This window comes from Asticcacaulis sp. YBE204, from assembly GCF_000495855.1.
Taxonomy (GTDB): domain Bacteria; phylum Pseudomonadota; class Alphaproteobacteria; order Caulobacterales; family Caulobacteraceae; genus Asticcacaulis.
Window position 1 is genome coordinate 673901 of sequence record NZ_AWGF01000001.1, and the last position, 18108, is coordinate 692008.

Genomic DNA, 18108 nt, shown 5'->3' on the forward strand with positions numbered 1-18108 from the left:
TTCCCCGGGAGTTTGATGCGGAACAGGGCGCGGGCCGGTCGCAAACCTTGAACAGGTCGCGGTGCGTTTTGCATCACCGTTGAATAAAGCGCTATGAGCGGCTTTGCCGGATAAAAACGGTCAAATGGAGGTTTGAATGTATAAATTTTGAAATTTAAATACTGTTTTCAAAGCATGTGAAAATATTTCAACATTGAAATATAGTGTTGTTATGATTTCGATTTTGAATTTCTATTTATATTATGAAATTTACATTAGATTAACCGCATTTACTGTCATTTTATACGCTGAATTTTCTAATCGATGCATTGAGAGGTGTTATGTCCCTGAGCAGTGTTATGCTGACCGGCGTGTCCGGTCTGACCGCCACCTCGACGGCGCTGTCGGGGATTTCCAACAATATCGCCAACGTCAATACGACGGCCTATAAACGCATCGAGACCAACCTGTCGGCCACGGTCACGTCAAGCGCGGGCACGACCTATACCGGCAGCGGCGTGTCGGCCAGCACCTCGATGTCGGTGTCGCAGGCAGGAACGCTGCAAACCACGACTTCGGCGCTCGACATGGCCATCGACGGCAACGGGTTCTTCGTGGTGTCCGATACCTCGGCGGCGGGCAGCGCCAGCCTCTACACCCGCGACGGCTCGTTTTCGGTCGATGCCGACGGCTATCTGGTCAATGCGTCGGGCTATTATCTTCAGGGCTGGACGGCGGACAGTTCGGGGAATCTGACGACCGGCGGCCTGACCTCGCAGCTTTCGGCGATCCGCATCCCGACGGCGGCCGACGATCCGGAAGCCACCACCGAGGTCAGTTTGTCGGCCAATCTCAATTCGACCACCGAGGCCTATACGGGCGAATACGATATCTCCAGCGGCCTTTCGATGGCCAGTTACGACGCCGAGGCGGGGACCGGCGTCGAACCGGATTTCGAGATCACGATCCCGGTGTCGGACTCCCAGGGCGGCGAGCACAGCCTGACCCTGTCGTTTCTCAAGAGCGAGACGGCGAACGAATGGACGGTCGAACTGTGGTCCGACGACGTCAGTGGCGGTTACGGCGCCGACGGTACTATCATCAAGACCGGGACCATCAGCTTCAACGAGGACGGCTCGATAAACACCGACAGCCTGAACGCCTTTCTGGGGACGGACGGTGCAGCGGGCACGACGATTAGCATCGGTGCCTCCAGCGACGACTCCGGCGGGCTGCACTGGAACAGCGATCTGGGTATCGAGGGGCAGTCGATCACGCTCGATATCGGCGACGGCCTGACCCAGATGGCCTCCAGTTCGACGGTCAACAGCATCGAGGCCAACGGCACGGTATTCAGCGACGTGACGGACATCGAGATCGGCGAGGACGGCAAGGTGACGGCCGTCTATGAGGATGGCTCGACGCGCACCATAGCGCAGGTGGCGCTGGCCACCTTCGTCAATGCCGACGGCCTGAAAGCGGTGTCGGGCAATACCTACAAGGCGACCTCGGCTTCGGGCAGCTATACGCTGAAAGCCCCCGGCAGCGAGGGCGCGGGCAGCCTGACCGCCTCGGCCCTCGAAGCCTCGACCGTCGATCTGGCGACCGAATTTACAAATCTGATCACTGTGCAACGCGCTTATTCGGCATCGTCAAAAATAATAACGACCGCAGATGAAATGATGCAGGAATTAATAAGTCTTAAGAGATAAGTGAAATTAATATTATTTCTTTTCTGAATTATATTGTAAATATAATTTCATATATGAATTGAAACCATCAAAGTCGCGACCTTTTCTTATTTTATATTGCCGAAGGCAATAACGGGAAAAGACATGTCGGCATTTGAAACCCTTTATCATCTCATGACCGCGCTTCCGAAGGCGGACGGCAGTCTGGCGCCGGAACTGGTCGAGGTTCTGCGCAATATCCAGACCGGCAACCGGCAATGCCTTCTGGCCTTTCCGCCTAAGGTCGCCGGTACCTTTCTGCGGACGGCCCTGATCGACCTGCTGGGGGCGAATTACGACAGCTTCCTCAGCCGCGGGGCCTATGCCAATGTCACCCTGCTGCACGACCTCTATTTTCCGACCCTTCTCAATCAGCATATCGTTTCCGGCGCGCGTCCGGGGGCGGCGGTGATGCACCTGCATCTCAACCCGTCGCGGCACACCACCGGGCTGATCGAGGCCTTCGATATCCCGGTCGTCATCGGCACGCGCGATATCCTCGACACGCTGGTCAGCGCCAGGGACATGTGCAACGCCGCCCCGCCCGACGATGCCGACAGCTTCAGCGCCCTGGGCGCACCGTGGCACGACCTGACCGAAACCGAACAGCGGCATATGCTGGTCCATGTCCTGCCCGCCTGGTACGCGCGTTTCTACGGCGGCTGGCTGCGCTATTCGGTCGATTGTCACGTTCGGGGTGTGCGGCCACCCCTGTGGCTGAAATACGACGATCTCGTTGAACAGCCGGTGGACCTGATCGAGGCCATCATGGCCTATATCGATCCGGCCCATACCTATGCGCGCGACCGCATCACAGCGGTCTACGAGGCCACGCGCGGCAAGAAATCCGCCGTGCGCCTCAACAAGGGCGTGTCCGGTCGTGGCGAGGCCTTCTTCACCGCAGAGGAAAAGACCACCATCTACAAGACGCTGAGCAGCGCCGGTGAAAGCGAAATGCAGCAGCTCGGCATAGTGACGAAGGTCGCTGCTGAGGTGAACGTGCCCGCCGTGATGGCTTTGTAGCCTATTCCCTTGCCGTTACCGAGGCGATGGCGGAGACGAAGTGCGCCATGTTGCCGGCGTTCAGGCCGCACAGGCTGATCCGGCCGGACCCGGCCATGTAGATCGCGAAATCCTCGCGCAGGGTGGCGATCTGAGCCGGGGTCAGGGGCAGGAACGAGAACATGCCGCTTTGGTGTGCCACGATGCGCAAAAACGGATGCGCTTCGGCCAGAACCTCCCGCAGACCGTTGATTCGTTCGCGCATCTGCGTCAGTTCGGCCTGCCATTGCGCCGTCAGGGCCGGGGTGTCGAGGATCAGACGCACCACGGCCGCTCCGTGATCGGGCGGCATCGACCAGCTGACCCGTGCCAGTCCGGTCAGGGTCGCGGCGATGGCGGGCAGGTCCGAACGGCGCGCCGACTGCACGAACAGCGCGCCGACACGGTCGCGATAGAGGCCGAAATTCTTGTCGCAGCTATAGGCCAGAAGGGCGTCGGGACAGGCGTCGAAGATCAGGCGCGCGCCCTGTGCATCGGCGTCGAGTCCCTGACTCAGGCCCTGATAGGCCATGTCGAGGAACGGGATCAGGCCGTTGTGCGACAGGGTGTCGGCCAGTTGCCGCCATTGCGCCGGGCTGAAATCGAGGCCGGTGGGGTTGTGGCCGCTGGCCTGAATCAGCACGGCGTCGCCGCGGCGCGCCTGATGCAGGGCTGCCAGCACCCGATCGAAAGCGAGGGTGCCGGTCGAGGATACGTAGCTGTGTTCGACGATCTCAAGGCCCGCCGCCTGAAACAGCGGGGTGTGATTGACCCAGCCCGGCACGCCGACATGAATGCGCGCAGGTCCTTGCCGCGACAGGCGCAGCAGGTCGGCCCCCAGACGCAGCGCCCCGGTGCCGCCGGGGGTTTGCAGGCCGGTCAGGCGCTGGCGGTCGCTGTTGGCGCCGAAGATGACCGGTATCAGGCGCTCGACAAAGACGGTATCGCCTTCGGCACCGAGATAGGACTTGCTGGTTTGCGTCTCGATCAGCCGCTGTTCGGCGGCCTTGACGGCATCGAAGACCGGCGTGTGTCCGCTCTCGTCCTTATAGACACCGACGCCGAGATCGATCCTGTGCGGACGCGGATCGGCGCGGAACTGCGCGATCAGCCCCAGAAGCGCGTCGGGGGCCGACGACGGCAGGCGGCTCCATCCGGTCTGAATTACCTTGTGATCGTCCATCGCCACCTCCCGTCATGTGCGGGACGGGTCTATCATGGGACGGCTGCGAAAGGGGTTTCAAAGACGGCGTTCGGACGCTATGATTTGAAACGAATGTTTCCAGTTATGGCTATTTCATGAGAAAATCAGTTCACATCGATGACATTGATCGCCGTATATTGCGCGAAATCCAGCGCAAGGGCGATATGAGCAGCGCGGACCTGGCCGAGGTCGTCGGAGCCTCGGCGGCCTCGTGCTGGCGACGCTTGAAACGGCTGGAAAGCGAAGGCGTTCTCGGCGACGTCGTGCGGTTGGCGGACGCGCGGGCGCTGGGCAAGAGTCTGAGCGCCTTTTGCTGGGTGCGCATGAAGTCGCACGCCGCCGAGGATCGCAAGGCCTTCGAGCAGTTTCTGGCCCACAGCGAAGAGGTCGTCGACTGCTACTCGATATCGGGCGAATTCGATTACCAGCTACGGATTCTGACCGAGGACATGGACTCCTACGAAGCCTTCATGATGAAGCGCCTGCTGGCCCAGCCCGTCGTGGCCTCGACCTCGTCGCAGTTCGCCCTGCGCTGCATCAAGCATACGACGGCGGTGCCGGTTTAAACAATTTCGATACGCAGGGGTTCGCCGCCCGCCGCGATGGCCAGCAAGCGGTCGATATTGGGGTGCGCACCGGGACGGCTGCGGGCATCGGCCGTGTGCTCGGCGAACAGCTCCAGTCCGTGCCGGGCCGCCGCCGCATCGAGGAGGCCGAAGTCCAGCTTGAGCGCCTGATAGACGGCCAGCGAGCCCTGTTTCCCCGGCGCATTCTCGATCGTGGCGATCACGACACCGGACGCGTCGATCAGGTCGATACGCTGTACGTCGGTTATGGACGGCAACTGCTGGAGGTTTTCCCTGAACGACGGGCCGGGGTGAATCTGTGTCATCTGTCTTGCCTTCGTGACGATTTGGCTGCGCGCATGTAACCGTTTACGGCGAAAGGTAAAACATCAAATGTGGCCAAGCCCGTAATCCAATGCCGCGCACACCGCCGCAACCTGAGCAGCATTGCACTGTTCAGGGGACGCCAGGGGGCTGTCGGGATAAACCTCTGTAATGGTGGTATATCGCGCGCCGGTGATACTGGTGCAGAGCCCGAATTCAGCTACCGGATACGCAATCACACCCGGTGCGATCACGGGCGATCCGATAATGGCCCCTTCGGCATCCGGCGGTGCGATATGGGTGATCGTCGCTACAGCCTCGATGATGGCTTTTTGAAAGTCCGGGCGAGGATTCTGGCTGTCGTCGACCAGATAGAAGCCGTCTGGAATCTCTTCGGTCTCGTAGGTCTGGCCGTCCCGTGCCGCCAGAGCCGGTCTGAATTCGCTGGCATCGCTATCGGTCGTTTCGTGCAGGTCTATATGTAACAGGAACTGGCCGCGCAGGGGCGCAATCAGTCGCATCAGCGCGGCGCATTCCTCAGCCGGACTATCCGCTCGGAAATTACGGTTGGGGTCCAGTGCATCGAAATTCCAGCGATTGATGCGTTCATAACCCCAGGGACTGACGCAAGGGGCAATCAGGAGATTCATCCGGCCTGCATAACCTCCGGCATGGTGTTCCAGAAATTCAAGCGCCCCCATGACGCCGCTGGTCTCGTAACCGTGAACGCCGCCTGTGATCAGGGCGTTCGGCAGGTCTGGATTCCAATCCATCGATCGCAGGACGTAAAGAGGATAGGTATCGTCCGCATAGGTCAGTTCGCCATAGACGCTGATGTCGAAACGATCCGCCAAGGCCTGTAGGCGTGAGCCTACGTCCTCGGCATAGCTGCGTATCTTCGTCCGCCGGTCTCGCCACGCCTGTCGTTCAGGTCTGCCCCAAGGCGTTCCAGGCACTCCGATGGGGTAAAAAGCGGTGGTCATGGCTGAACATTCATTGTGTGGCAGAATTCGGCGGGGAGACGTATATAACCCGACCCATATCATTCAGCCAGACCTGTTCCTAGCCGCGGTGAGCGCGTTTCGATAGCTGATGGTCATATAACGAAAGCGCAGCTTCATAGGCGGTGTTTACGCCTTCGATGCGGGCGGCGCGGGGATAGGTGACGCGCAGCGGACGGTTGCCGTGGACGCCGATGACGTTTTCGCCCACACCCTGCTTCAGGCCGCGCAGTTCCACCGTCGCGTCCCACGGCGCGCCGCCGTCGACGACGACCTCCAGATTCCACGTCGTATTGTGCAGGCCGTGATTGGGTTGCCAGTAGGCCGCCCCGCCGCCGGCCCAGGTGTCGTGGACCCAGACGCCGTCGACCTGACGCGGACGGATGTGCAGTTTCACCGCGTCGAACAGGTTTTCGTGGTTGGCCCCGGCGTGCTGATCGATCAGGCCGCCGCGCAGGACCACAGCGCGCGAATAGATGGCGCGCGTCGCCTGCGTATTGACGCTTAAGGGGTGGACGACCGGATTGGCGACCAGAAGGTCGCGGACCAGCACGTTGTGGGCGTTGCCGACGTGAACCGAGTAGTGCGCTTCGCGGTCGCCGGTGGTGGCGATGTCGGTCAGGGTCAGGCTGGCGCTGTCATAGGTCAGGACGCCGGAATCGGCATTGTGGATGGTGACGTCGCGCACCCAGCCGTCGAACATCTCGTTGAGCGCGATGGCATTATAGCCTTCCTCGAGGTGGTGGCCGAAGGCGGGCGCGTCGGGGAATTCGATGCGCAGCCCCTGAATGCCGACCTCGGTCAGGAAGGCCTTGCGCACGATGCGCGCGGGCTGACCGGTGGAAACCGCGTGCAGAAGCGGGTCGCCGAGCGACAGGCGGTTGCCGGTGACCGCCACCACGCGTGTCGTCTGCGTCACCAGCGCGCGGGCCGGGTTGTCGTAATGACGCTGACCGATGGGCAGGTCGGTGTCGCCGTACAACGATTTGATGATGCCGCTGTCGCGCCCCTTGTCCGAGAACCACTGGATCTGGATGATCTGCCCGACCTTGATGCCCAAAGCGTCGGCCACGGTGAGGTCGCGCGCCCATTTGCTGCCCGTCATACCGGTGGTCAGGACGTCCGGCGGGGTGTCGTATTCCGGCAGATATTCGGCGTAGCGCGTGCCGGGAATGCCGACGCGGATGAAGCCTTCGCTCCAGCTATATTCGCTGAACCAGTAGTCGATATTGCGGTCTTTTTCGATCTGACGCTTGTTTTCCTTGCGGATATATTCGCGCAGCTCCTTGAGCGTCTGGCTCTCGTCGATCAGGCGCAGCGGGCGGGGGAAATAGAGCGTCGTGCCGCCCTCATCACGTCCGGCGCCTTCGAGGACGAAGTCGCTGCGTTCGATACGCAGGATGTCGGTGAGGACGAAACGCCCGGCGGGGAAACGCAGGGTGACCTTGCCCGTGGTTTTATGCGCGGCGGCCAAAGCTTCGCGCACGGCGCGGCTGTCGTCGGTCTTGCCGTCGCCCTTCGCGCCGAAGGTCGTCACATCGATGACCGTGCCGCTGCCGGTCGGGAGGTCGGCCAGACCGAAGCCGTAACCGGCGTAGGAATAGTCCGGCAGGCCTTTCAGCGACGGCACGACCTGAGACCGCGTGAACGGCTCGGCCGCGTGGCTAGAGGCGGCGAACAGCCCCGTCATGCCCGCCGATACCAGCGCGGAGGCGGACAGGCGGCGCAGGGCGTCGCGCCGGGAGATCTCACGGGACATGGGGCGTTTCCTTTTTGGGTCATGATTATTATTGAGTGGGCAGGATGGGGGCCAGCAGGTCCTCTTCGAAGTCGGCTGGCAAATCGCGGTCGACGGCGACGGCCGACAGGGCGGCATCATTGAACCCCCAGCCCGCGCGCCGAAGGGTGCGGCGGGCGGCGGCCTCTTCGACGGCCTTGCGCTTGGGGTCTTTCAGATCGATGTCGGGCAGCGGCCAGACCTGCGTTCCGGCGACATAGGGCACCAGATATTGCGTGGCGATGCGCAGGCTGCGACCGCCGTACGAGCCGTTCCACAGATCGACCCCGACGCACGACCCCAGCATGGCCGCCGACACCGAAGCGTCCACCGTCCACACCGAATAGTGCCATGACCGCGTGCGCGTCAGCTCTTCGGGAAAGGTGCCGTCCGGTGCCATCTGCCTGGCCAGACGTGTGTCACCGAAGGCGGCAAGAATGGCTTTCGCCTCGGAGTCCTGTCGGGCATAGAGGGCGAAGTGGGCGCGCATCATGTCGTAATAGACGCCGTGATTATTGGTCTTGGCGCGTTCGGCCTTTCCCGTCGGGCTGTCGCGCATCCAGTCGGCGAGACTGCCGAACCAGTGTTCGAGCCCCTTCAACTCGTCGGCGCTCAAGGCGCCCGACGGGGCGATCAGGCCGATGCTCTCGACAATCGGCTGAAAGCGCAGGGCGTCGATCACCCCTTCGGCGCGGCCGCTGTTCACGCCCGGCACGGCCTGGGCGAAGGTCAGGCGCGGCGTCATGCGCGTCTGCGGATCGAGAAACCACACGCGCAGCAATTTCGCCGCATGATCGGCATAGGCCTCGTCGCCGAGCAGGGCATAGGCGAGGCTCAGGGTCTGTACGTCGTCGCGTAACCGCAGTGATCGCGTCATGTCGAAGCCGTCACCGGCGCGTTCGGGATTGATCTCGCCGTCACGGCGCACATAGGGCAGGCCGTCGGGCTTTGCCGGGTCCGGCCACCAGTAGGGACCGATGCTGACATAGTCGTGGGCGTCGCCGCCTGTGGGTGCGCGCGGCTTGTCGGTGACACTGTAAGGGCCGCGCGTCAGGGCCTTGTCGGCGGACGCCTTGAGCGCTTTTGCCTGGGCGGGCGAGGCCGCCAGTTGCGCCTTCGCCATAGCGATCCATTCGGGCCGCCACAGGAAGGTGCGCGCCCCCGCCGCTGCGTAGCCGTTGACGCCGTCGCAGCGCTTGAGTTCGGCGGTATGGCCAAGCGCCGGAAGGACGAGCGCGAGGCTCAGGGAACCTATGAGCAGGGCCCGTTTCATTCCGATTTCCCCTGTTTCGCATCGCCGAGCGACTCGCGCGGAATGATGGTGGACTCGACCATCGACGGCAGGTCGGCGGCGTCTTCACCCGCACCGAGCAGCATGTCCGGCACCAGCTTGCGCGCCGCCAGCGCGCCCATCTCGGCGATCGGCCAGTGGACCGTGGTCAGGGAGGGCCATATCTGCTGGGCGACCGGATTGTCGTCGAAACCGACGATGGACAGGTCGCGCGGCAGGCTTAGGCCGCGTTGGTGCGCGGCGCGCGTCACCCCGGCGGCCATCGAATCGTTGCTGGCGAAAATTACCGTCGGGGGGTGCGGCGCGTCGAGCAGGGCGGCCCCGGCGCTCACCCCCGACTCGAAGCTGTAGTGTCCGTCCACCATCAGGGCCTCATCGACCGGCAAACCCGCCGCCTGTAGCGCCTGACGGAAACCGGCCTCCCGTTCGCGCGCCGAGCGGAAGCCGGATGGCCCGCGCACGAAGCCGATGCGGCGATGACCGCGCGCCACGATATCGCGCACGACGGCGGTCACGACATCGCGGTCGTTCGACCAGACGCTGCGCGACATCATATCGAGCGGCGCCGAGCCGACGCGGACATAGCGAACGTTCAGCCTCTGGCACATCTCGCCGATATCGTCGCGCTCGGACAGGGGCGGCAGGAAGATCGCCCCCATCGGCTTCTGACGCCCAAGAAAGGTCTCGATATCGGCCAGCAGGTCGGGCGATTCGCGGTCCACGGGCCGCACGGCCAGCGCCAGTTCGCTGTCGGCGATGGCCGATAACACGCCGCGCTGAAACTTCATGGCCATGGGCGAGGTCGAGTCGTGGATGAACAGGACGATGACGAAGTTCTTGCGAAAGGCCAAGGCCCGCGCCTGAACATTGGGCACGAAGCCCAGGGTCTCGATAGCGGCCTCGACCTTCGCCCGCGTGGCGGCCTTCATCGGTTCGCGATTGAGCACCCGGCTGACCGTCTTTTTTGACACCCCGGCGAATTCGGCGACATCGGTGATGGTCAGGGCCGCCCCCGGTTTGCGCGGGAGCGGCACCACCGTGGCGGTGTCGCGGAGTTTCGGGGCTTTTCGTTTTTCGTCCACGCTGAAGGCCTATTTACACTAAAATTTCTTGGTTACGTTAAGCGAATAGGTGATGCCGTCATAGTCCGCAACGCGGTTGAAGGCTTCGACCCCTTCGTACTCTTCGCGACGCGAATTGGTGATGTTGTAGACTTCGAGGCGCACCTCGGTCGTCGCGTTCGGCATGTAGGCGCCCGAAAAATCGAGCTGCCCGCGCGGCCGGACGCGGCTGGACGAGCCGGTGAAGGTCGAACCGCCTTCGAGCAGGATGTCGGACGCATAGTTATAAGCCAGACGCGCCTGCCAGTGGTCGTCCTCGTAATAGCCGATCAGATTGAACGTGTGATCGGCCACGCCGTAGAGCTTCGAGCCATTGCTGCCGCTCGACGTCACCTTGGTGGCGTTGAAGACCATGCCGAAGTTCTTCCAGATGCCGGGCAGGAAGCTGAAATCCTGCTGGACCTGGAATTCGACGCCCTGCACCTTGAGCTGGTTCGGGTCGTTGATGATGCGGTTGATGACGATGCGCTGATTGCCGGTCTCGACCGCCGCGCCCTGCTGGATGCGGCAGAAGCCCGTCGCGTCGACGAACAGCGGCCCGTAGGATTCGCCCTCGACCTCGAAGTTTTGTCCCACCGGGCAGTAGTTGTTCTGCTCGATGATATTGTTTTCGATCGTCTTGTGGAAATAGCCGATGGCGACGACATTGCCGCGCCGGTTATACCACGACAGCCCCAGATCAAAGGCCTTGGAACTGCGCGGCTTGAGGCCGAAGCGGTTCATGTCGATGCGCACCGAACTGAGGGTTTCGCCGGTGTCCGGATCGACGTTTTCGAGCACCCGCGTCGGCGCGGGGGAAAACTCGACCAGATCGAAAGCCTCGAAGGTCTCATAATAGGCGGCGCGCGCCACCCATTTCGGTGAAAAATCGACGATCAGGTTCATCGACGGCAGCAGCGCGTCGTAGGTGCCCCCCGCCGGTGTCGGCGGCTGGAAGTAGCCGGGGCGGAAGTCGGCGGCGGTGAAGCCCAGCGCCTGATAGAATTTCAGCGCCTGATCCTCGATCAGCCCGGTCAGGTCGGCCTTGACGTAGCGCAGGCCGAGATTGCCGCGCACGGGGAAATTGGCGCTAACTTCGGAAAAATCGAACTTCGTCTGGGCGAAGACTTCGAGGTTTTCGCGCGAGGAGCGGAAGTTCTGACCGGCGACGCGGTTGAGCGGGAAGCGCTGGATCATGCCCGATAGTTCGTTGCGCGGGGCCAGCTCCAGTATCTTCGCATAGGTGATGCGGGTGCGCGCGGCGGGGGTCAGTTCGGGGAAGAAGGTCGCCAGTTGCGCCGCCGTCATGGTGAAGGCGACATTGGTCGGCACGGTGGTCAGGACCGGGAAAATCTGCTGCTCGATCAAGCGGTAATCGACCGACCAGAAGGCGTTCAGTTCGGCATTGGGCGCGCCGGAGCCGAAGAAATGCCCGCCCGACGTCACCGCGTCGTTCAGCTTGAAGATATCGTTGGTCAGGTTGTTCAGTTGCAGGCCGAGATTGGCGTTTTCCTGATAGACCTGATGCGCCTTTTCCTTGGAATAGTAGACGCCGAAATTGACGCTGATTAGCGGGCCGAAATCGAGGGCGCGTTCGGCCTTGAGGTCCAGCGCGTACATGTCGCGATTGACGCGGTGATTGGCGCCGCTGGCGGTGACGACGACGTTTTCCGGGCGCAGGCCGTTGCGCGCCTGGGTGCCGTTGCCGCCGCTGACCGTATAGCCGCCGACAGCGGTCAGAAGTCGCGACGGGACGTTGAGATCGAACAGGTAGTTCTTGTAATTGCCGAGACCGGTATCGATGGTCGCCGTGATGCCGTTGGTCGTGTCGTCTATGCCGTCGTTGTTGGTGTCGGTGCGACCCGTGGTCGGTTGAATGCGGTGCTCGTACAGATACTCCTCGCGCGTACCCAGCGCTTCGGAGATCGTGCCGATGGCATCGATGCGCCACGCGCCCAGCCGCAGATTGATCTGCGGATAGAGGGCGAAGCTCTGGTCGATCGAGGGCATGCCGCGATTGCCGATGGGCAGTTGCACGTCGCTGGCCAGCACCTTGTTGACGACATAGACGTTTTCGACCGTGCCGTCCGAGCCGCGATCGAACTGCCCGACCAGCACCGGATTGCTGAGTGGCGTGACGATGCCGTTGGTGTCGGAGGCGAAGGCCGTCAGGATGTCGAGATTGGCCTCGTTCAGGTCGCGGCGGGTGGCTATCCCGTCGAGGCGCACGGTCACGGCGTCGTTGACGCGCCATTCGAAGCCCGCCGCGCCGGAAATGCGGTCGCCGTCCGAGGTGCGCGAATACTGGCGCACTTCCGACGGATAGACGACCTGATTGGCGACGCCGTTGGTGGCGGTCGGGATGTTGAAAGCCGAATTGGTTGCCGCCAGTTGCGTCAGGCGCGCGGCGCTATAGGCCGTATAGGCATTGATGCGGATCGTGTCGCGGCGGAAATTTTGCCGCGAATAGGAGAGGGTGCCATAGACGCCGAAGTCGGGCGTGATCTTCTTCGAGCCGGTGATGAAGAAGGCGGGATTGAGTTTGCCGGTCGTTTCTTCCCACTGCGCTTCGGCGCGGAGCACGCCGCCGTCCTTGCGCGACAGGGCCGGACGGATGCGCAGATTGACGATCGAGCCGAGACCGCCCGCCGGCATGTCGGCCGAAAAGGACTTGATGACGTCGGCCCCGCCGAAGATCGAGGCGTCGTAGATGCCGAACGGGTTGCCGGAACCGCGCGTCCCCAGGGTCGGCGCAGCGATGCTTTGGCCCATCACCGTCGTCTTGGTATATTCGCTGGGCAGGCCGCGCACGCTGATCGAGGCGTCGCGCCGGTCGTCGGAGCGGTTGATCTGCACGCCCGGAATGCGTTGCAGCGCCTCGCCGAGGTTGAGGTCGGGCGTCGAGCCGATGTCGTCCGCCGAAATGCCGTCGAGGATGACGTCGGATTTCTTGCGGATTTCAAGCGCGTCGTTGAGCGAGCCCCGGATGCCGCGCACCACAACGACCTGAATATTATCGTCGGTGGCCTCAGATTCGGGCGTGGTCGTTTGGGCCGAGGCGCCCGACGCCAGCAGGGTCGAGCTCAGGATCAGGGCGTTCAGGGCCGCCGTGCTCAGGCACAGGGCTTTGAAGGGCCGGGGGGCCGGTCTGGGAGAGCGGGTCATGGTGTTCCTCCGAGGGCTGTTTTTAGGTTCGCCCATTCTGCGTCATTGAGTAAGTCAAATCCGATACCGGTGTCAAGAATGAATCTTATATGCCAATTTTTGTTATGTTTTATAGGGATTAGACCAAGGTCTAAGTCGCGTTCAAAAAATAGACACCGGTATCTTTTTGGCGTACATATTCTGAAAACGTCCTGTCGCTGATATGGCATAAGGGCATAAACAGACGTCAGGGAGACGCAAATGATCAGGTTCGGTTTGTTTTGGGGTGCGGCGCTGACCGCGCTGGCGACGGTACCGGCGCACGGTGAAACGGCGCTCAGGCTCGACCCTTTGTTCACGCCGCATATGGTGCTTCAGCGCGGCAAGGCCGTCACGGTGAGGGGCGACGCTCCGGCGGGCGCGACGGTGAATGTGCGGTTCGCGACCTTAACCGTTAGCGCCAAGGCGGGGCCGGACGGACGCTGGACGGCCACCCTGCCGCCGGTGCCCGACGGGGCGCGCGGGACGCTTGAGGTCGCTCTCGCGGGCGGTGCGCCGTTGCGGCTGGACGATGTCGTGGCGGGCGATGTGTTTCTGTGTTCGGGGCAGTCCAATATGGACCTGTCGGTGAACGACACATCCTACCCCAAGCGCACCGCCGAAGAAGGCGAGGGCAAGCCGGTGCGGCTGTTCAAGGTCAAACGCACCGCCAGTGCCCGCGCCGACCGCTTTGTGACGCCGGAACTCGGCTGGGCTCTGGCCGGAGCCGACAGTTTGCCGGACTTTTCCGCGGCCTGCTGGCATATGGCGAAGACGATGGCCGCGTCCAATACCGGCGCGCCGATCGGTCTCATTCAGGCCTCGTGGGGCGGCACCTCGCTCGAAGACTGGATGTCGCCGGACGCCTTGCAGACCCTGCCCGCCTATAGCGCGGACGTGAAGCGTCTGGGGCGCTATGCCGACGATCCCAAGGCCGCGACGGCCGAGTTGATCACGGCGACCGACGCCTGGGCGCAGGCGGTCGATCCCGGCGTAGCCTATGCCGCCGCCGGGTTCGACGATAGCGCGTGGCCGGAAATCCCGCTGCCGGGGGTGTGGGAACGCTCGGGCATTGCGGCCCTGCGCAGTTTCGACGGCCTGATGTGGTTCCGCCGCAGCCTCGACCTGACGGCGGATCAGGCATCCAAACCCGCGATTTTGAAACTGGGGCGCATCGACGAGCGCGATCAGGTGTGGATCAATGGCACCGTCGTCGGCGCGACCCTGCTGGGCAGCGAGGCCCGCGCCTATGCGATACCCGCCGGTGTCCTGAAGGCCGGGCGCAACGTCATCGCCATCCGCGTGCTGGACGAACGCGGGGCGGGCGGGCTGATGGGCAAGGCCGGTGACGTGCGGCTGGAGTTGTCAGGCGCGCCCGCCATCGATCTCAGCGGCCCGTGGCGCTACCGGACCGGAACGGCGCGCCGCGACTGGAAAACCGAGCCGCCCTTCGTGCCGTGGGCCGCACCGCGCGGCGTCAGCATGTTGTGGAACGGCATGGTCGCGCCGCTGGGCGGCTTTCCGATCAAAGGCGTCGCCTGGTATCAGGGCGAGACCAATACCAGCGACGCTGGGCGCTATGGCGAGCTTCTAACCCTTTGGGCGGCGTCGTGGCGGCGCTTTTTCAACGATCCCGATCTGCCGATCGTCATCGCGCAATTGCCCGGTTATGGACCGCGCGCCGCCGTGCCGTCGGACGGCGACTGGCCGAAACTGCGCGAGGCCCAGCGTCTGACGGTGGCCAAAGACCCGCACATGGCGCTGAGCGTGCTGATCGATCTGGGGGTGTCCTACGACATCCATCCGGCACATAAGGACGAGGTGGGCGCGCGTCTAGGCAACGACATGCTGCGTCTGGCCTATGGGCGCCAGATTCTGCCCGCGCCGTCACCCGTCGCCATCGAAACGACCGCCGACGGCATCCGGGTGCGTTTCGGCTCGACCGGCGGCAGCCTGATCGCCTACGGATCGCACGACGCCACGGCGTTCGAGCTGTGCGACGGGGCAGGGGTCTGTCGTTTCGTGCCCGCGCGCGTCGAAGGTGAGAGCATCGTCCTACCCGCAGATGCCAAGGCGCGTCAGGTTCGTTACGCGTGGCAAGGCTCGCCGCCGGTCAATCTCTACGGCAAAAGCGGCCTGCCGGTCGTGCCGTTTGCGATGGCCATACCATAGACAAGGCCTGTGCCTTGCGCCATGATCGCCGCATAAAAAAGAAAACGGGGCGGTATCGATGACGGAAGCGGGCCAGCACCGCGCGCGATGGTGGGTCGTGGGCCTGATATTCATGGCCTGCTGCCTGACCTATATGGACCGTCAGATGTTCGGCCTGCTCAAACCGATGATGCAGGCGGAACTCGGCTGGTCGGAGCTCGACTATTCCGGTGTGGTCATCGCCTTTCATGCGGCCTTCGTCATCGGCTTCCTGACCTTCGGGCCGGTGATGGACCGCTTCGGCGCGCGCCGGGGCTATGCCGTCGCCTTTACGGTGTGGGCGCTGGCGCATACGGCGCTGGGGCTCGCCAGTACCGTCGCGCAGTTCGGCCTGGTCCGTTTCATTCTGGGGGTCGGAGAGTCCGGGACGTTCCCGGCGCGCCTCAAGGCCATTTCGGGATGGTTTCAGCCGCAGGAACGCGCCCTGGCCATCGGGCTGTTCAATGCCGGAGCCTCGTGCGGGGCATTGCTGACCTTGGCGCTGGTGCCCTATCTCACACAGGCGTTCGGCTGGCGCGGCGCGTTTATCGTCACGGGCGCGCTGAGCTTTCTGTGGCTCGGCCTGTGGCTTCTGATCTACCGCCGCCCGCCCGTCGTGGATGCCGAAGCCCCCGCGCCGCGCCTGACCTTTGCGATGTTTCTCAGCCTGATGCACGACCGGCGCGCCTGGGCCTATATCGTCGTCAAGTTCCTGACGGTGCCGGTGTGGTGGCTGTATCTGTTCTGGCTGCCCGACTTCCTTTACCGCAATCACAAGCTGGACCTCGGCGTGTTCGGCCTGCCGCTGCTCCTGATCTTTGTCGTGGCCGATATTGGGAGCATCGCGGGCGGATGGGCATCTTCGGCGCTGATCGGTAAAGGCTTTTCGGTCGGTCGCGCCCGCCTGTCGGTCATGGCGGTGTGTGCGGTGCTGATCCTGCCGCTGGTGGTGGTGCCGTTCAGCCCGTGGTTATGGCTGTCGGTGGCGATCGTCGCCGTGGCCGCCGCCGCGCATCAGGCCTTTTCCGCCAACCTGCTCGCCCTGCCGTCGGACCTGTTCCCGAAAACGGTCGTCGGCAGCGTCGTCGGCATCGGCGGTGCCGCCGGTGCGGTGGGCGCGATCCTGATGGCCTTGTTTTCGGGCGTGATACTGGAGTTCACGCAGTCCTATGTCGCCATCTTCTGGGTGTCGGGGACGATCTATGTGGTGGCGACTCTCTGCCTGCATTTCAGCCGGGTCTATAGCACATCGCGGTCTGAAACGATCTAAGGGCGAGGCGCTTTAAGAGAGAAGTGGTGGTTGGAGGCGGGATCGAACCCCCGTTTGCGTCAGCAAACAAGCCAAAAATGTTTGCGTCAGCAAACAAGCCAAATATCGGCGGTTCGTTGTAAACTGGGGGAATTGGTGGTTGGAGGCGGGATCGAACCGCCGACCTGTGGGTTATGAATCCACCGCTCTAACCATCTGAGCTACCCAACCGTTTTCACGTCCGCAGCGGCTTAAAGCGACGCTCCGATATGAAGAGGCCCGCCTATATCCAAATTGCGCAGCCCGTTCAAGCCCGCTTTTTCAGTTTTGCCCACCAAATGCGTTGATAAGCGCGCTCAAACGCGCCCGACCGGCGATCAGGCCATAGGTTTCCAGCGCGTGGGCCTGCGCATGATAGGCGCGATCGAGGACCGGCATCCAGTCGGCCAGAACCGTTTCGATGGCATCGGCCAGAGCCTCAGGGCTTTCCGGCGGGACAAGCTGCGCCAGTTCGCCGTCCTTCAGGATATGGCGCGGGCCGTCGATGCCGGTGGAAATTACCGGCACGCCCGCCGCCATGGCTTCGGCCAGCACCAGCCCGAACGGCTCGACCCGAGACGACAGGACGAACAGGTCGCACGTCGCCATGAAGCCGTCCGCCGGTTCGATCCAGCCGGGAAAACCGACGAGAGCCTGTAAGCCCAGCTGATCGACCAGCTTATGCAGATTGTCTTTTTCCGGCCCGTCCCCGGCGATGCTCAGATGCACGTCGACGTCGCGGTCGCGCAACAGGCCCACCGCTCGGATCAGCACGTCGAAACCCTTGTTGACGTGCAATCGCCCCAGCGCGCCGATGACGGGTATATCGAGCGGGAACGGTTTGACCGGATGCATGGTCAGGGGCGTGAAGTTTTCCAGCTCGTGTACGTGCAGTTTCGGTTGACGCGTTTTAAGCGCTTCGGCGACGGCGGGCGAGACGGCGATGGCGGCAGCGACCTTGGCAATGTCGGGTTTGAAGCGGAAATTATGCACCACGGCCACGGTTTCTGGGGCCAGATCGGCCCAGCCATGCACGGCCAGGGTGATGGCGCGGTTGCCGTGCGCCAGCACGATATCGGGTTTGAAGGTTTTGGCGATGGCTTTCAGTTTCAGCGCCGCCAGTGGCGAGCCGGTGAATTTCGTATTGAGAACCCTGACCTGATCGCGCGGCAGTTTATCGCACAAAACGCCGTCCGAATGGCCGACACTGAGGATCTCGAACCCTTCGCCTTTCAGCGCCTGATGGTAGCGCAGCGACATGGTTTCCAGACCACCGCGGCCCTTGGCCAGCATGAGATTGAGTACGCGCATATAGGCTCCCGCCGTGTTCATGTTTGATCTAGCCGGTATTTCACAGCACGGAAAGCCTGCGATCTGTGACTTTTGAGACGATTTTTAGGATTTGTGACAGTTTATAGTAAGGTTGGGGTGGAT

At 62.7% G+C, this 18108-nt stretch carries 13 protein-coding genes and 1 tRNA gene; 5 read left to right on the top strand and 9 right to left on the bottom strand.

From position 1 onward, the window contains the following. Positions 1 to 320 precede the first annotated feature (320 nt). Both AEYBE204_RS23920 and AEYBE204_RS23925 read left to right on the top strand, forming a co-directional pair. Complete coding sequence (locus AEYBE204_RS23920) at positions 321 to 1691, top strand: flagellar hook protein FlgE (RefSeq protein WP_031229722.1); 1371 nt, start codon at positions 321 to 323, stop codon at positions 1689 to 1691. A 123-nt stretch (positions 1692 to 1814) separates the two neighbouring features. Further along, entirely contained in the window at positions 1815 to 2732 is a 918-nt protein-coding gene (locus AEYBE204_RS23925; RefSeq protein ID WP_023460930.1) for a hypothetical protein, read from the top strand. A gap of 1 nt (position 2733) precedes the next feature. Here AEYBE204_RS23925 and AEYBE204_RS23930 read toward each other — a convergent pair whose 3' ends face one another. Continuing rightward, positions 2734 to 3933, bottom strand: a complete 1200-nt coding sequence (locus AEYBE204_RS23930; protein ID WP_023460931.1) for an amino acid aminotransferase — start codon at positions 3931 to 3933, stop codon at positions 2734 to 2736. Between the two features lie 116 nt (positions 3934 to 4049). Here AEYBE204_RS23930 and AEYBE204_RS23935 point away from each other — a divergent pair, with 116 nt between their 5' ends. Beyond that, complete coding sequence (locus AEYBE204_RS23935) at positions 4050 to 4520, top strand: Lrp/AsnC family transcriptional regulator (RefSeq protein ID WP_023460932.1); 471 nt, start codon at positions 4050 to 4052, stop codon at positions 4518 to 4520. Here AEYBE204_RS23935 and AEYBE204_RS23940 read toward each other — a convergent pair. From AEYBE204_RS23940 to AEYBE204_RS23960, 6 genes are all read right to left on the bottom strand, one after another. Then, entirely contained in the window at positions 4517 to 4846 is a 330-nt protein-coding gene (locus AEYBE204_RS23940) for a DUF2322 family protein (protein ID WP_023460933.1), read from the bottom strand. The two genes, AEYBE204_RS23935 and AEYBE204_RS23940, sit on opposite strands and share 4 nt — an antisense overlap. Before the next feature lie 63 nt (positions 4847 to 4909). Next, complete coding sequence (locus AEYBE204_RS23945; protein ID WP_031229726.1) at positions 4910 to 5827, bottom strand: M14 family metallocarboxypeptidase; 918 nt, start codon at positions 5825 to 5827, stop codon at positions 4910 to 4912. Between the two features lie 79 nt (positions 5828 to 5906). Continuing rightward, positions 5907 to 7604 (bottom strand): glycosyl hydrolase family 28-related protein, encoded by a 1698-nt coding sequence (locus AEYBE204_RS23950; protein WP_023460935.1) that lies wholly within the window; start codon positions 7602 to 7604, stop codon positions 5907 to 5909. A 28-nt stretch (positions 7605 to 7632) separates the two neighbouring features. Further along, entirely contained in the window at positions 7633 to 8895 is a 1263-nt protein-coding gene (locus AEYBE204_RS0119855) for an alginate lyase family protein (RefSeq protein ID WP_023460936.1), read from the bottom strand. Then, positions 8892 to 9995, bottom strand: a complete 1104-nt coding sequence (locus tag AEYBE204_RS23955) for a LacI family DNA-binding transcriptional regulator (RefSeq protein ID WP_023460937.1) — start codon at positions 9993 to 9995, stop codon at positions 8892 to 8894. The genes AEYBE204_RS0119855 and AEYBE204_RS23955 overlap by 4 nt, the downstream gene beginning before the upstream one ends. An 18-nt stretch (positions 9996 to 10013) precedes the next feature. Next, the gene (locus tag AEYBE204_RS23960; RefSeq protein ID WP_023460938.1) at positions 10014 to 13178 is read right to left on the bottom strand and encodes a TonB-dependent receptor; all 3165 of its coding nucleotides are present in this window, start codon (positions 13176 to 13178) and stop codon (positions 10014 to 10016) included. Between the two features lie 240 nt (positions 13179 to 13418). On the opposite strand from AEYBE204_RS23960, the gene AEYBE204_RS23965 reads away from it, so the two are divergent. Both AEYBE204_RS23965 and AEYBE204_RS23970 read left to right on the top strand, forming a co-directional pair. Beyond that, entirely contained in the window at positions 13419 to 15368 is a 1950-nt protein-coding gene (locus AEYBE204_RS23965; RefSeq protein ID WP_023460939.1) for a sialate O-acetylesterase, read from the top strand. Positions 15369 to 15426: 58 nt separating this feature from the next. After that, entirely contained in the window at positions 15427 to 16656 is a 1230-nt protein-coding gene (locus AEYBE204_RS23970) for an MFS transporter (RefSeq protein ID WP_023460940.1), read from the top strand. A 133-nt stretch (positions 16657 to 16789) separates the two neighbouring features. Here AEYBE204_RS23970 and AEYBE204_RS23975 read toward each other — a convergent pair. Then, positions 16790 to 16866 (bottom strand) — tRNA-Met (locus AEYBE204_RS23975). A 90-nt stretch (positions 16867 to 16956) separates the two neighbouring features. Next, positions 16957 to 18006 (bottom strand): glycosyltransferase, encoded by a 1050-nt coding sequence (locus AEYBE204_RS23980; RefSeq protein ID WP_023460941.1) that lies wholly within the window; start codon positions 18004 to 18006, stop codon positions 16957 to 16959. Positions 18007 to 18108: the final 102 nt, after the last annotated feature.